Raw genomic sequence first — 14,406 nt, forward strand, 5'->3', positions numbered from 1 at the left:
ATTAAAAACCGGGCAGAAAACGACGCAACCGCTGTTTGAAGGACGGTTGGCCGTTGACGGGTGTCAACTTGCAGGCCGCCACGTAATCTTCGGGCAACCGATAGGGGGTCACCGCCTCCGGATGTTGCGTCACCGCCTCGACAAAGGCCCTCACGACGACGGGGTCGAACCGGGTGCCGGCCAACTCCTGCAGCACGCCGCAGGCCTGTTGTACACTGATGCGCTGGGTGCTGGGGCGGTCGGAGGTCATGGCATCGAAACTGTCGCAAACCGCCAGGATCCGTGCCCCCAGGGGGATCGCCTCGCCCACCAGCCCCTCGGGATAACCACTGCCGTCATGGCGTTCATGATGATAGAGCACCATGGGCGTCACTTCATCGAGGAACGAGAGGGAGCGCAGAATGTTGGCCCCGATCACCGGGTGTTGCTTAATGGTTTGAAATTCACCGGGAGAGAGGTTGCCCAGATTGTCCAGAATTTCGTTGCCCATGGCGATCTTGCCGATATCGTGCAGCAGCCCGGCATTGAACACCGCGTCGGCCTGATGGGCCGCCAGGCCCAGATGCTGGGCGGTCAGACGGGCATAGTTGGCCACGTTCAGGGAGTGGCCATGGGTGCACACATCCTTGGCCTCCAGCGCCAGCACCAGTCCGCCGATGGTTTCGCGCAGCGCCTTGAGGGTGCGCTCGTCATAGCGAAAGGCGCGGTGCAGGGCGATGGCCCCCTGGCGACCGGAGTCACGAATGAAATTGATTTCGGTGGGCAACAGCTCTCGCTCCCGGCTGAAGTAGACGGCCAGGATGCCGCGGTACTGATCGACGATGGGATAGGGGATGCCCATGATGCTTTTGACCATCTGCTTGCCCAGGCGGCTGACGCTGGGAATGCGCGGATCCTGGATCACATCACGGATGAACACCTCCTTGTCTTCGTGAAAGCGAAACACCTCCTCCAGGGTTTCATATTCAATTTGAGAAAGGCTCTCCATCTGGAAACCGCTGGTGACCTTCATATGCACCCGGCGGCGATTGGTGTCCACGATCCAGTAGATGCAACCCCGGGCCTCCATCATTTCCCGGATGTTGACGACGATGCTCTCCAGTATCTCGTCCACCGCCTCGCCGGCATGAATCGCCCAGGTGACCTGGCGAAACGCCTCCAGGTAACGGGTGTACATCCAGGAGCTGCGGATGGCCATGGCGCTTTGTTGGGCCAGGTAGTATAAAAAACGCTGGTCCTGATCGTCCAGGGTGAGGCGGCGATCGAAGAAGATCTTGAGCACCATGCGCATGGTGCCCGTGATCCGAAGGGGGACCCCGATGATCGCAACGATCCCCTCGCGGCGGACCGCTTCCGGATCCAGGACGCGATTGTCGCCTGCCACATCCTCGATCACCAGCAGTGCATCTTCCGCGGCCGCCGAAAAATCAAGGTCGGCCACCACCCCCTTTTCCAAAAAGTCGTGGCTCAACCCGGTGGCCGCCAGCAACTCCAGCTCCTGACCGATGGGGTCCAGCAGCCGCAGCAGACAGCCGCGGGCCTCGAATGCCGCCGTAATGGTCTCCACCATCACGGCCATGGCCTGCTTCAGGTCGCCGCTTTCATGCAGCGCACGGCTCACCTGGGTGATGACCTCGAAAAACCGTTGGAATTTAGCCGTTTCCGCCATGGCGCCGATTCCGTTGATAGCTGTTGCTCGGCCCGTCACGACGGGCTGTGCGGTTTGGATCCGGTTGCAGCGATTTTGGCACCCGCAGTCGTCGCGACTCCGTCACCAAAGGCGCAATAAAGCGAAGGCGCGTTTCCGGACCGGGAAATGCCCTTTTCGGATGGACCGCGAATGTTAAGTCCAAAGATAAACGATGGATACCGCCACCACAATGGTGACCACCATGGCAACGGCCATGCGCAAGGTGGACAGGCCCGACGCACTCTTGGTACCGACAAAAATCACACACAGCCCGTAAAGCGCGGCCAAAATGAAAAACCCTTGCAGCGCAAATCCCCGAATACCGGTCTGCAGCGCCGCCAGGGCCGGGGCCATGGGCCACAGGGCGATCAGGCCGAGCCCGAGATTCAGGTAAACCGGTAAAAAGGCCGTTCGCCCGCCGAAACCGCGGGAAAAGACCCAGAGAAACAGCGCCGCGCTGGCGTGCATCAAGAACGCCACCCCGACGGCGACAGCCATCAATTGCAGCTTCAAAGCCCACGGAATCGTTTGTCCGGCCTCACCCACCGAGGCAAATGCCTCGGCGAAATAAAGCGCCGACATGCTGTGCAACAACCCGAACACAAGAATATTGATCATGCAGTAATTGACGGCTTTGCCGGCATTATGGACCGCCGGGTAGATGCCTTGATCCAACTGCAGGATGGCAACCATGGCTGATGTGTAGTTCACGTTTCCCCTCGATGGCGCGTTGCGTAATCAGAAAACCGCGGCACAGCGGCCGAAGAAAAAAAGGCAGGAGGTACGACCACCTTCCCTCCTGCCTTGTATCACAAATGCTTTGCCAGGTAACGCCTCAATTTTACCAGGGTTGCAACCCCCAGATGAAGATGATCACCGAGGCCACGACGGCGAAGATCGGCATGGCATAGCTGTTGTACCGGCTTTCGACGTGTTCGTCGCCCCATCCGTGGATGCGGTCGATGTACTGCATGTCGGCCAGGGTGGGCGCGGCGATGTTCATCTTGTTGAAAATGACGGACAACACAATAAAGGAAACAAAGGACAGGGGCACGGTGATCATTGCGCCGGACATGCCCAGGGCCGCCACCAGCCCCTTGCCCACGACGATCCCTTTGAGCACGTGGGGGGAGATGATGATGTAGATCACCCCGCAGGCCACCGAACTGATGATCATGGCGTACTTGTTGGCCTGCTTCCACCACACCCCCAGCAACAGCGAGGGACTGACGGCGGTGGCCAGCAAACCGAAGGCCCAGAGGATGCTGGTCACCAGAAAGGCCGGCGGGTTGAAGGCCAGCAACAGTGCGATCAGGCCACCACCGCCCAGTGCGACGTAACCGTAGGTCATGCGTTTTTTGGCTTCCATCTTGGGTTTCAAGATCCCCAGTAGATCCGCGCCCACCAGGCCGGCAATGGCCATCAGGTTGCCGCCCACGGTGGACAGCCCAGCCGCCACGGCACCGCCGACCACGAACGCGGCCACCAGTACGGGGTTGTAGTAGACATTGAGCACCAGGATGGTCTGGTCCGGCTTGGCGATGGTGTTGCCGGTGACCGCGGTGAAATAGTTGCCGGCGAAACCGGCGGTGTAGGTGCCGGCAAACAGCAGGCCGAGGAAAAGAATGAACCAGACCACCGACCAGCGGGCACTCTTCAAGCTGCTGGAGGTGAACACGCGCATGGCCAGATGGGGCAGGGCGATGGGACCAAGGGTGAAGGCCGGTATCAAGGCGAAATACCAGCGGTAATCGTATTTCATGTCGAAGAACTCGGGGATCTGGGCCAGCATCCCCGGCACCATGTCACCGTAAGCCAGCGGTGGGAACCACCAGCCGGAAGAGCCCATCTGCTTCATGATGGCGCCCATGGGAACGACCATGGCCACGGTCATGACCACCATCTGGAAGGCGGCGTTGTAGGAGGCACCGTACATGCCGCCGATGGTGACATACCCGAGGGTGGCCAGGCCCACAATGATCAGGGCCCACTTGTAGGGCAAGTGGAACAGCACCTCGAAGGCCATGCCCAGGCCGATGATCTGGCCCAGGGCGTACATCACCATGCTCAAACACATCCAGGCGATCACCACCATGGCCGCCTGGTTGCCGTAACGCACCTTGATGAAAGAGGCCGGCGTAAAGGCCTTCATACGCCGCAGGCAAGTGCCGTAGAGCAATACCAAAAGGGGGATCGACAGGGCCCATTGAATCCAAAGATAAACAAAGGGCGCCTGCAGTCGGTAGATGAGGGCGATGACCCCCATGAAAGTGGCCAGACTGGCCCAGGTGGCCGCCATGGCCAAACCGTTGGTGATGGGACCGATTTTAAAACCGGCGGCATACAAGTCCTCTTCGCTGGTGGTCTTCTTGGCGGAAACATAACCCACATAGTAGAAAATGGCGAACAGCGCAACGACGACTAAGACCCCTACCCATATGTTGGGCAGCACAAATTCGGTCATCTGCATGGTTCAATCCCCCCTCTTTATTGGTTTTGACCGCCTTTGGCGGCCGCGCGGTTGGTCTCCCCGTATTGGTCGATCTCATCGTCCAGCCGGTTGAGCACCAGCGCCATGATGATGGTCACCACCAACAGGCCGAACCACCCCATGAGGATGGGAAGAATGTAGTGTACCGGAAATCCCCACATGGTACCGCTTTGCAGAGAGGGAAAGAGTACGAACAACTGGGCGAAATGCCCGAAAATGAGCAGCACGATCGTGAAAATGATGGTGACCAGAATTTCCTTCGCGTAGAGCTTTTCCTTCATTGGACAACCTCCATATGTTGGTTTGCTTCCCGACCAGGCAAGAACGGGAAGCATTTGAGAGGAATAGGCTTACGAACCCGGATCCGAATTAACGGCACGGACCAATGGTCTTATTGCTTTTTCTTGGAGCTCAATTCGGGAAAATCCCAGTAGAAATATTCATTGGCGGCCCTGCTTTCGCCACTCTCCTTTCGCTTCGTCTCCTGCTCCCGCAGTTCAATGCGCCGAATCTTGCCGCTGATGGTTTTGGGAACCTCCTTGACGAATTCGATGATCCGCGGAATCTTGAATTTGGCCAGGATGTTGATGCAGTGCTGAAACAGCTCCAGCGCCAGTTCCCGCGAAGGCTCATAGCCCTGGCCCAGAATGACATACCCCTTGACCAACTGATAGCGCTCCGGATCGGGGCTGCCCACCACCGCGGCCTCGGCCACCGCCGGATGCTCGATCAAGGCGCTTTCCACCTCGAAGGGACCCACCCGGTAATCGGAGGACTTGATCACATCGTCGGCCCGGCCCACGAACCACCAGTAGCCGTCCTCGTCGAACTGCGCCCGGTCGCCGGTGAAGTAGTAGTTCTCCATGAATACCTGTTTCATCTTGCCCGGATCGCCGATGTACTCCTGGAAAAGGCCGATGGCCCGCCAGCGATCCGTGCGCACCACGATGTGACCGGTCTCGCCCGGAGAGGCGATCTCCTTGCCCGCATCGTCGGCCAGGGTAATGTCGTACAAAAAGGAGGGCATGCCGAAGGAGCCGAAGCGCATTTTGCCTTCCATCCAGGGCGCATTGCCGATCATGGCGGTGGATTCGGTCTGCCCGTAGAAGTCCCGGATCTCCGTGCCGGTATATTTCTTCCACTGCTGAATCACCTCGGGGTTGAGGGGCTCGCCGGCGCTGATGGACGAACGCAACGCTTCGAAATTCAACTGGCTCAAATCCACACCGACAAAGGCCCGCCAGGCCGTGGGCGGCGCGCAAAAAACGTTCACCTTGTACTTGGCCACATACTCCAGGTAGGTCTTGGGCACCAACGCCTTGAAATCGAAGCCGCACACCGTGGCCCCCACGTTCAGCGGTGCGAAAAAGCTGCTCCAGGCCCACTTGGCCCATCCCGGTGCGCTCAGATTGTGGTGCACATCGCCGGGGCGGATGCCGGCCATGACGGCGGTGGACAGATGGCCCACGGGATAGGAGACGGCGCTGTGGCCCACCCGCTTGGGCAGACCGGTGGTGCCGGAAGTGAAAAAGCAAACCAGGCAATCTTCCTTTTTTATCTTGGCGCCCTGGGCTTGATCCGCTTCTTTTTCCAGATCGGTGTAACTGGTCCAACCCTCCCGTTGCCCCATGACAATTTTGGCCTTGGGCTTGTTGGTCAGCGTGCTCAACGCCTCGTCCATCATCTCGGCGCCCGCCTCGCTGGTGATCAGGCAGTCGGGCGGATAGGACTCGAACCGGAAGCGCAACTCCCGCATGGTCATAGTGGTGGCCGTCGGCACGTTGATCATCCCACCCTTGAGGCTGGCCATAGTGGAAAACCAGGTTTCGGGGATGATCGGCAGCATCATGTACATGTTGTCGCCCTGCTGCACACCATTTTGCCGCAGGAAGTTGAGGCACTTGTTGGCTTGCGCGGCCATTTGCGCATAGGTGTAGGATCGCTCCTGGCCGGATTCGATGTCAGCCCAGATCAACGCTTTCTGGTCGGCGCGCTCCCGAACATGAAACCCCTCGAAAATCTCCTCAACCCAATTGAAATATTCGGGCAGCGCCATCTTGTTGAGCTTCTCGAAAAAGGCCTTGGCCGTATCCCGCCGCTGGTCCAGATTCTCAATTGTGTTGAGGTCCATTACCTCTTTGTACAAGCTCTCCATCCCCATTCATGCCCTCCTTGTGGTTGTTGTGGTCGGTGCACGCGCACCGGCGCCCGCCGGATCCCCGCACGCGCATCAGGCACTGCTTGGCGCAAACCAACGCCCCTTCGCAAAAATGACCGAAATAAAAAGCGCCATCGCGCTTACCGATTTTTTTGACCTACAGGTGAGAGCCGTCATCCAAGATCTGCCGTAACATTTTTTTGGGAATGAACGTCGCGACCGTTCCTGCTGTCTGGAACCGGCTACAAGGTGTTTCATTAAATGAATCTAATTTTAATTTTGTAGTTTGTAAACACCTTTTTTCAGGGCTTCACAATTTGACAAGTCGCCAAACGGCATGCCGGGTCGGCTTAAAGCAGCGCGGGGTCGATTGGAGAGCACGAAACTGCCGGAAACCGGCTATTCATAACGCTTTTCAAAATCTGCGATGGTCTGTTCGTCGACGATTTTCATGCGCCGCATCATTTTGGCGGGCAATAGTGCGAAACGGCCCGTGGACCGGGCGCATACCCGTTCCTGTGCATCGAAAAGCACCGCACCGACGACGGCTTCGGTGTTTTTGACCCGTCGCTCGATGCGCCCTTCGGTCCGCAGAAGAACGTTGGGCGCCACCGGCAGCACGAATTCGGTTTCCATGGAACGGGTCAAAATCAAACGCCGCAGCAGGTGGATGGCGGTCCAGCTCATGGTTTCATCCAGCAAGGTGGCGATGATGCCGCCGTGGATCAAATGGCCCCAACCGCACAGGTGCTCCGGCAGGGTGACCCTGGAGACCACGGTGCGGCCGTCCGTGGCGAATTGCATGTGGAGGCCGAAGGGGTTGTGCGCCCCGCAGGCGAAACAGTTCAAATCACCGGTGAAGGGCTCGATGGGCAAGAAAGCATCGCTTTGCGGCATGGGGGTGGTTCATCCTTTCGCCGGAAGTGTTTGGGTCGGGCGACGTTCGCACACCTGATTCAGTATAGCGCCAATGACACCTTATTATCAATGATTTCATCCACGTCTCACCAAGTATCGCAACAAAAGACTTGAAAGCCCATAGCCATTATGGTAGTCGGATGCCTTGGCTTTTGGTCACTTGCAGTAGCCTTTCCAACCTTTAAGAAAGCAAGGAACTTGCGCAGATGACTTCACAGAAGCACCGGACGATCCTGTATGGCGTGACGATATTGCTGCTGGTCGTTGCCATCGTCGCTTATGCCGCTTTTCCGGTCCCGACGCCGGAGGAGCCGATCCGCTTGATGTATCACACCAATGCCGGCAAAGTGCTTTTCGACCACCAGACCCACGCCTCCGCCGGTGGTTTCGCGCTCTCCTGCACGGACTGCCATCACCTCCACGTGGGAGAGGAAATCGAGCCGGTTTCCTGCGCTATGTGCCACCCGCCACGCCCCGAGGGAATGGCCGTCCCCGAGTCCTGCTTCGATTGCCACATGCCGGACGAAATCGAAGATCCCATGATCATGAAACGCTCCGATGCTCTGCACGAACAGTGCATGTCGTGCCACGAACATTATGGCAAAGGCCCTACCTTCGGTCCCGATGAATGTGCCAAGTGCCATGTGATGTAGGCCCGAGGACGGTCGCCCGCCCCTGGCAATCGTCCTTCTACCGTTACCGCCGCAGCCCAGCAAAGGTTAAGACATGCTATCCAAACCGTTTTTCGGCTACGCCAAACCCCGATTTCAGTATGAACTGCTGAGCACCGCCCTGCCCCAACCGGCCTCTGTTGCATCGACGGGCGCAATGACGGTGCTGCTGCCCAGGGAGATGGGCCCCGCGCCCTCGCCCCTGCTCAAGCCCGGTACGCGTGTCAAAACCGGACAGCGCCTGACATGGGACGACCAACCGGGCCCTTCGGTAATTGCCACGGCCACCGGCGTCATTCAATCGGTGGCACCCCACCTGGGCGATTACGGCCGCAAATTCACCGCCATCACCATCGCCCCCGAATCCGCCGATGAGTGGGACGAGCAATTCGCCGAGGCCTCACGACAAGCGGACCGGCAACTGCTGATCGACTATCTTTGCAATGTGCCGGGCGCCCCCGCGCTGGACAAGCTGGCCGACCCCAAAAAGCCGGTGGACACCATCGTCATCTACGGCGGCGATACCGATCTGCTGGTGGACACCAATTTGTACATCCTCAAAAGTCAAACGGCCATGGTCAACGAGGGCATTCATGCCCTGAAGGAGATCGCGGGGGTCGACAAGATCCTGCTCGCCGTGCCCAGCGACAGTTTCCAAAATTTCGACGGCCATTTCGAAGCCGATGTGCGGGCGGTGCCCAACACCTATCCCCACGGGCAGCCGCTGATGGTTTTCTATCAGCTGTTCGGCAAAATTCTCGACCAGGGGGAACGTTTCGAGGACCACGGGGTGCTGTTCATGCGCGCCGAAGCGGTGGCCGCCATCGGCAAGGCCATGACCGACGGACGCATCCCCCTGGATAAGGTGGTCACGGTGCTGGACAAACAGGGCGGCAAACACCTGGTGGCGGCGCGGGTCGGCACGCCCATCGGCGCCATCCTGGGCCGTTTCGACATCTCCCTCGAGGATCGCGACCGCCTGATTTTCGGCGGCCCCATGACCGGTACCGCCGTCTACTCCGAAGATCAACCCGTTCTGGCCGACACCGACGCCATCCTGGTGCAGGACAGCCGCGATATCATCCTCACCAGCGACTACCCCTGCATCAACTGCGGCGAATGCGTGCGCATCTGCCCTTCCAAGATGGCCGTCAATCTGCTGGTGCGTTTTCTGGAAGTGGGACAATATCAGGAGGGCGCCGACCTGTACGACCTCTATTCCTGCGTGGAATGTGGCCTGTGCAGCTTCGTTTGCGTATCCCGCATCCCGATCCTCCAGTATATCAAGCTGGCCAAATATGAACTCGCTCGTGCGGTCCCGGCGGAGGAAGAGAATGAATAGCCCGAAAAAGCTCATTGTTTCCCATGCCCCCTTCTGGCACATCGGCAGCGCCGTGCCCGAACGCAACTACAACATCCTGATCGCCGCATTACCGGCCGCCCTGGTGGGTATCGGCATCTACGGCGCACCGGCGTTGGCGGTGCTCTGCCTCTCCGTGGCAACGGCCATCGGCTGGGAATTTCTGATCACCACCATCGCCAAGCGGCCCAACACCGTAGGCGATGGGAACGCCGCCGTCATCGGGCTGATCTTCGGCTTGCTGCTGCCGGCCACGGCACCCTGGTGGCTGGTGCTGACCGGCACTTTCGTGGCCGTGGTGATCGCCAAGCAGAGCTTCGGCGGTATCGGCGCCACCCCTTTCAACCCGCCGGTGCTGGCCTACGCCATTCTTTCGGTGGCCTGGCGCGTCTACTTTGATTACGACGCCCAACTGGCCAATGTGAACGTGGACTTCACCCCGTTCTATCCGCTGGCCGCCGCCAAGGCGTTCGGCAGCGGTGCAGTGGCCGACATTCCTCTGCGGGACCTGCTGCTCGGTTTTGAAATCGGGGGCATCGGATCCACCAGCGCATTAGCCCTGCTGGTCGGCGGCATCTACCTGGTGGCCCGCGGCTATGTGCGCTGGGAAATTCCGCTGGCTTTCGTCGTGGGCCTTTTTGCCACCGCCAGCCTGTTTCACGCAGCCAATCCGGCGTCGTACGCCGGCCCCCTGTTTCACCTGCTCACCGGATTCTCGCTGATCGGCGCCTTTTTCCTGGCGACCGACGACAGCGCCTCACCGGTGAACACCGTCCCCATGCTGATTTACGGCGTCGTCGGCGGCATCATGACCATGCTCATCCGCAACATCGGCGCGTACCCGGAAGGGGTCGTTTTCGCGATTCTGTTGATCAATCTGATGAACCCGCTGGTCGACAAAATCAGACCCAAGGCGATTGGAAAGGTGGCATAACAATGGGCGAAATGATCAAAATGGTAGTGGTTTTGACCGTCCTGAGCGTCATCTCCGGCGGCGGTTTGAAATGGATCGAAGAGTTCGCCAAACCCAAGATCGAAGCGCAGGTGCTGGAAAACGTCAAAGGACCGGCCATCCGTGAAATTCTGGCGGGCGCATCCAACGATCCGGTGGAGTCCCGCTTCCGCATCGAGGACGGCGAACAGGAGCACACCGTTTTCGTCGGCGCCTTCGACGGCAAAGCCGATACGGTGGTCCTGGAATCGGAAGGACGGGGTTACGGCGGCCCCATCGGGTTACTGGTGGCGGTGAATGTGGAAAAGGACCAGTTGCTCGGCGTCAGTGTGACCACCCACACGGAAACCCCCGGATTGGGCGCCCAGGCCAAGGACAACCCCGCCTTCGCGGCGCAGTTCAGGGGCAAGCCCGTCGATAAACCCTTCGCCGTCACCAACGACGGGGGTGACATCAGCGCCATCAGCGGCGCCACCATTACCTCCCGGGCGGTGGTGGATGCCGCCAATCGGGCGCTTACCCTCTACCAGAACTTCAAACCCCAATTGACCGAAGAGATGCAGCGCGCCGTCAAGTAACAAAGGAGTCCACATCATGGCCAAATCGATCGCACAAGAGTTCACCAAGGGGCTTTGGAAGGAGATCGCGCCGTTCCGCCTGGTGCTGGGTCTCTGCCCCGTGCTGGGTGTCACCACCTCCATGAAAAACGGCATCGGCATGGGTCTGGCCACCACCTTCGTGCTGCTCTGCTCCAACATTCTGGTGTCGTTGCTGCGCAAGGTGATCCCTTCCAAGGTACGTATCGCCTGCTACATCATCATCATCGCCTCGTTCGTCATCGTGGTCGAGCAGATGCTCCAGGCCTACGCTTACGATATCTACAAGAGCCTGGGCGTCTTCATCCCGCTGATCGTGGTGAACTGCATCGTCTTGGGACGCGCGGAAGCCTTCGCCTCCAAAAACGGCGTGGTCCCCTCCATTGCCGACGGATTGGGTATCGGCATCGGCTTCACCTTGTCGCTTGCAGCCCTGGGCGCAGTGCGGGAGATCCTGGGTACCGGCGCCCTCGAGGGGGACATCTTCGGCCACCTGGCCTACCATGTGCCCAACCTTTTCGGTGCCTCCTTCGAACCGTTCGCCTTTGCCATCCAAGCCCCCGGCGCCTTCGTTTGCCTGGGTTTGATGCTGTGCTTGATGAACCTTGTTCCGAGCAAGTAGGATTAAGGAGAATTAAATGGAATACATAGAGATCATCGTTGCCGGCATCTTCGTCAACAACATCCTGCTGGCCCAATTCCTGGGCAACTGCCCTTTCCTCGGCACCTCCAAAAAAATGGAAACCGCCCTGGGCATGGGGATGGCGGTCATCTTCGTGCTGGTCATGGCCGGAACCATTACCTGGATGATTTACAACTGGCTGCTGATACCTTACAAGCTGGAGTTCCTGCGCACCATCGCCTTCATTCTGGTGATCGCATCACTGGTGCAGTTCGTGGAGATGTTCCTGCGCAAAAGCGTCCCGGCCCTTTACTCCGGCCTGGGCATTTTCCTGCCGCTGATCACCACCAACTGTGCGGTCTTCGGTGCCTGCGTGCTCAACACCGATAAAGAGCTCACTTTCATGCCCGCACTGGTCACCTCTTTCGCATACGCGGTCGGCTTTGCGCTGGCGCTTGTGCTTTTCGCCGGCGTCCGGGAACGCATCCTGCTGGCCCGTGTGCCCAAACCGTTGCAAGACACCTCCATCGCCCTGGTGACGGCGGGTGTCATTTCATTGAGCTTTTATGCTTTTCGCGGCATGGTCTAACCGCCCCACGCCGCCCCTGGCGGGCATTGCGCATTGGTTTTTGCACAAACCGTTCGGGGCCCCGGGTTCCGGGCGGTTTTGTTTTACTGGGAACCCCCACGGGGGTTCAAGGAGGATCCTGTGATTGAAGCCGTTTTGATTATGTTGGGTATCGGCGCCACCTGCGGCATTGTGCTCAGCGTTGCATCCAAGGTGTTTTACGTCTGGGAAGACCCGCGCATCTCCCAGGTGGAATATTTCATGGCCGGCGCCAACTGCGGTGGCTGCGGCTATGCCGGCTGCTCCGCGGCGGCCAATGCGGTGGTGGCGGGCAAGGCAGCGCCCAGCGTCTGCATCGTGGCCGGCCCCGAAGCGGCCCTTGAAATCGCCGGCATCATGGGCGTCGACCCCGGTACCGCCGAGCCCTTGCTCTCCCACAACGAGTGCCTGGGCGGCCATCGCGCGGCGGACAAATATTACTACGACGGCGCCCAAACCTGCGCCGCCCTGGCCAGCCTGCACGGCGGCCGACGGGTCTGTGTGGTGGGTTGCCTGGGTATGGGCGATTGCATCCGCTCTTGTAAATTCGACGCGATTCACATGGGGCCCGACGGCTACCCGGTGGTCGACGAAACCAAGTGCGTTGGCTGCGGCGCTTGCGAAACCGCCTGCCCCAAAAGCATCTTGACGGTGCGCACCATGAGCCAGCGGCTGCTCCATTTCAATGAACTGGACGATGCCCTGGCGCCCTGCCAGCAAACCTGCCCGGCCGAAATCAACATTCCCCAATACATCGACCAGATTCGCAAAGGCGACTATGCCGGCGCGGTGAACACCATCCGGGAACGCAATCCGCTGCTGCTCACCTGCGGCCGGGTCTGCCCCCATCCCTGCGAAAGCTACTGCCGACGGGGGTTGGAGGACGAAGCGGTCTCCATCAACCAACTCAAACGGTTCGTGGCCGACTGGGAAATGAACTCCGGTCAACGGCTGCCCATCCCCTGCGCGCCCGACACCGGCAAGAAGGTGGCGGTCATCGGCGGCGGACCCGCCGGTGTGAGCTGCGCCTACTTCCTGCGCCGGCTTGGGCACACGGTTTCCATCTTCGAAGCCATGCCCAGGCTGGGCGGCATCACCCGTTACGGCATTCCCGAGTACCGCCTCCCCGACCAGGTGCTGGACTGGGAAATCCAAGGCATTCTGGATCTGGGCGTCGAAGCCTACACCAACCACATTCTGGGTCGCGATTTCACCATCCAGTCCCTGCGCGAGGAGGGCTACGAAGCCATTTTCCTCGGCATCGGCGCCTGGAAGGACTACGCATTGGGAGTGCCCGGCGAAGATCTGAAGGGTTGCTGGAAGGGCATCGAGTTCCTCTCCAAGGTGGCCGGCGCACCCGACAAGAAGGTTCCGGTGGGCAAGCGCGCCGCCGTGGTCGGCGGCGGCAACTCGGCCATCGACTGTGTGCGTACCCTGCTCCGCCTGGGGGTCGAAGAGGTCTATATCGTTTACCGCCGGACCCGCAAGGAGATGCCGGCCAACGAGGTGGAAATCGTGGCCGCCGAACACGAGGGGGTCAAGTTCCAGTTCCTGGCGGCCCCGGTCCGGGTCATCGGCGACGATAACGGCCACGTCACCGGACTGGAGTACTTGACCATGGAGCTGGGCGAGCCCGATGCCAGCGGCCGGCGGCGACCGGTGCCGGTGGAAGGTTCCGAAACCGTGCTGCCTGTGGACATGCTGATCACCGCCATCGGCCAGCAACCGGAGATCGATTTCCTGGAAAAAGAGGCTGAAAAGGACAATCTGGCCATCACCCGCTGGAACACCTTCGACAACGATCCGGAGCTGCTGCAAACCAGCCTGCCCTATGTGTTCACCGGCGGCGACGCCGCCACAGGGCCTTCCCTGGTGGTGGATGCCATCGGCGGCGGGCGACGGGCCGCGCGCTCCATCCATCAATATTTGACCGGCGAGGAGATCAAAACCTCGCCCAAATCGTTGCTCAAAAAGCACATTCCCGAGTCGCTGTTCAAAACGGTTCCCGGGGTCATCAAAAAGCCGCGCACCCCCATGCCCGAACTGCCCGTGGCCGACCGCATCACCAGCATGGTGGAAGTGGATCTGGTCATCAGCGAAAAGGATGCCGTCCATGAATCCCACCGTTGCCTGCACTGCTGTCGGCTCTGCTACGATCCGGAGGTGCCGGAAACGCCCCCGGAGGCTCAAGTGGTGGCCCAGGGCTGACGACCACTTCGTTGATCCGGAAAGCCCAGTGAAAACAAAGTAAATATCGAATCCGTCCAACAGCCCAACAGCGCCGGTCGCCTTCAATGGCAACCGGCGCTGTTCTTTTTCCGGCCCGCATCGTATTTCATTA

13 protein-coding genes are annotated in these 14,406 nt (G+C 59.7%); 7 read left to right on the forward strand and 6 right to left on the reverse strand.

The genetic code is table 11. The features are described 5' to 3' along the window. Nucleotide 1 precedes the first annotated feature (1 nt). From MRX98_RS11600 to MRX98_RS11625, 6 genes are all read right to left on the reverse strand, one after another. Nucleotides 2–1,669: an HD domain-containing phosphohydrolase gene (locus tag MRX98_RS11600; RefSeq protein ID WP_246907952.1), complete on the reverse strand. Its 1,668-nt coding sequence runs from the start codon at nucleotides 1,667–1,669 to the stop codon at nucleotides 2–4. A 174-nt stretch (nucleotides 1,670–1,843) separates the two neighbouring features. Further along, complete coding sequence (locus tag MRX98_RS11605; RefSeq protein ID WP_246907955.1) at nucleotides 1,844–2,401, reverse strand: hypothetical protein; 558 nt, start codon at nucleotides 2,399–2,401, stop codon at nucleotides 1,844–1,846. A gap of 130 nt (nucleotides 2,402–2,531) precedes the next feature. Next, nucleotides 2,532–4,160, reverse strand: a complete 1,629-nt coding sequence (locus tag MRX98_RS11610) for a solute symporter family protein (RefSeq protein ID WP_246907958.1) — start codon at nucleotides 4,158–4,160, stop codon at nucleotides 2,532–2,534. A 17-nt stretch (nucleotides 4,161–4,177) separates the two neighbouring features. Next, a complete protein-coding gene (locus MRX98_RS11615; RefSeq protein WP_246907961.1) occupies nucleotides 4,178–4,462 on the reverse strand; it encodes a hypothetical protein in 285 nt (94 codons plus the stop codon). A 110-nt stretch (nucleotides 4,463–4,572) separates the two neighbouring features. After that, nucleotides 4,573–6,342 carry an acetate--CoA ligase gene (locus tag MRX98_RS11620; RefSeq protein WP_246907964.1) on the reverse strand — a complete coding sequence of 590 codons (1,770 nt, stop codon included), beginning with the start codon at nucleotides 6,340–6,342 and terminating at the stop codon, nucleotides 4,573–4,575. Nucleotides 6,343–6,738: 396 nt separating this feature from the next. Further along, nucleotides 6,739–7,236 carry a PaaI family thioesterase gene (locus MRX98_RS11625; protein ID WP_246907967.1) on the reverse strand — a complete coding sequence of 166 codons (498 nt, stop codon included), beginning with the start codon at nucleotides 7,234–7,236 and terminating at the stop codon, nucleotides 6,739–6,741. 227 nt (nucleotides 7,237–7,463) lie between these two features. Between MRX98_RS11625 and MRX98_RS11630 the strand changes: the two genes are divergently transcribed. From MRX98_RS11630 to MRX98_RS11660, 7 genes are all read left to right on the forward strand, one after another. Next, a complete protein-coding gene (locus MRX98_RS11630) occupies nucleotides 7,464–7,910 on the forward strand; it encodes a cytochrome c3 family protein (protein ID WP_246907970.1) in 447 nt (148 codons plus the stop codon). Between the two features lie 73 nt (nucleotides 7,911–7,983). Then, nucleotides 7,984–9,270 (forward strand): 4Fe-4S dicluster domain-containing protein, encoded by a 1,287-nt coding sequence (locus tag MRX98_RS11635; RefSeq protein ID WP_246907972.1) that lies wholly within the window; start codon nucleotides 7,984–7,986, stop codon nucleotides 9,268–9,270. Then, nucleotides 9,263–10,222, forward strand: coding sequence for an RnfABCDGE type electron transport complex subunit D (locus MRX98_RS11640; protein WP_246907974.1), 960 nt, complete (start codon nucleotides 9,263–9,265; stop codon nucleotides 10,220–10,222). The genes MRX98_RS11635 and MRX98_RS11640 overlap by 8 nt, the downstream gene beginning before the upstream one ends. Nucleotides 10,223–10,224: 2 nt before the next feature. Beyond that, nucleotides 10,225–10,818, forward strand: a complete 594-nt coding sequence (gene rnfG / locus MRX98_RS11645) for an RnfABCDGE type electron transport complex subunit G (RefSeq protein ID WP_246907987.1) — start codon at nucleotides 10,225–10,227, stop codon at nucleotides 10,816–10,818. A 16-nt stretch (nucleotides 10,819–10,834) separates the two neighbouring features. Next, nucleotides 10,835–11,458 carry an electron transport complex subunit RsxE gene (gene rsxE / locus MRX98_RS11650; protein ID WP_246907990.1) on the forward strand — a complete coding sequence of 208 codons (624 nt, stop codon included), beginning with the start codon at nucleotides 10,835–10,837 and terminating at the stop codon, nucleotides 11,456–11,458. A gap of 16 nt (nucleotides 11,459–11,474) precedes the next feature. Beyond that, nucleotides 11,475–12,047 (forward strand): electron transport complex protein RnfA, encoded by a 573-nt coding sequence (locus MRX98_RS11655; RefSeq protein ID WP_246907993.1) that lies wholly within the window; start codon nucleotides 11,475–11,477, stop codon nucleotides 12,045–12,047. A gap of 120 nt (nucleotides 12,048–12,167) precedes the next feature. Further along, a complete protein-coding gene (locus tag MRX98_RS11660; RefSeq protein ID WP_246908007.1) occupies nucleotides 12,168–14,273 on the forward strand; it encodes an FAD-dependent oxidoreductase in 2,106 nt (701 codons plus the stop codon). The last annotated feature ends 133 nt before the right edge of the window (nucleotides 14,274–14,406 follow it).

It is taken from the genome of Desulfatitalea alkaliphila, from assembly GCF_022968795.1.
Lineage (GTDB): Bacteria > Desulfobacterota > Desulfobacteria > Desulfobacterales > Desulfosarcinaceae > Desulfatitalea > Desulfatitalea alkaliphila.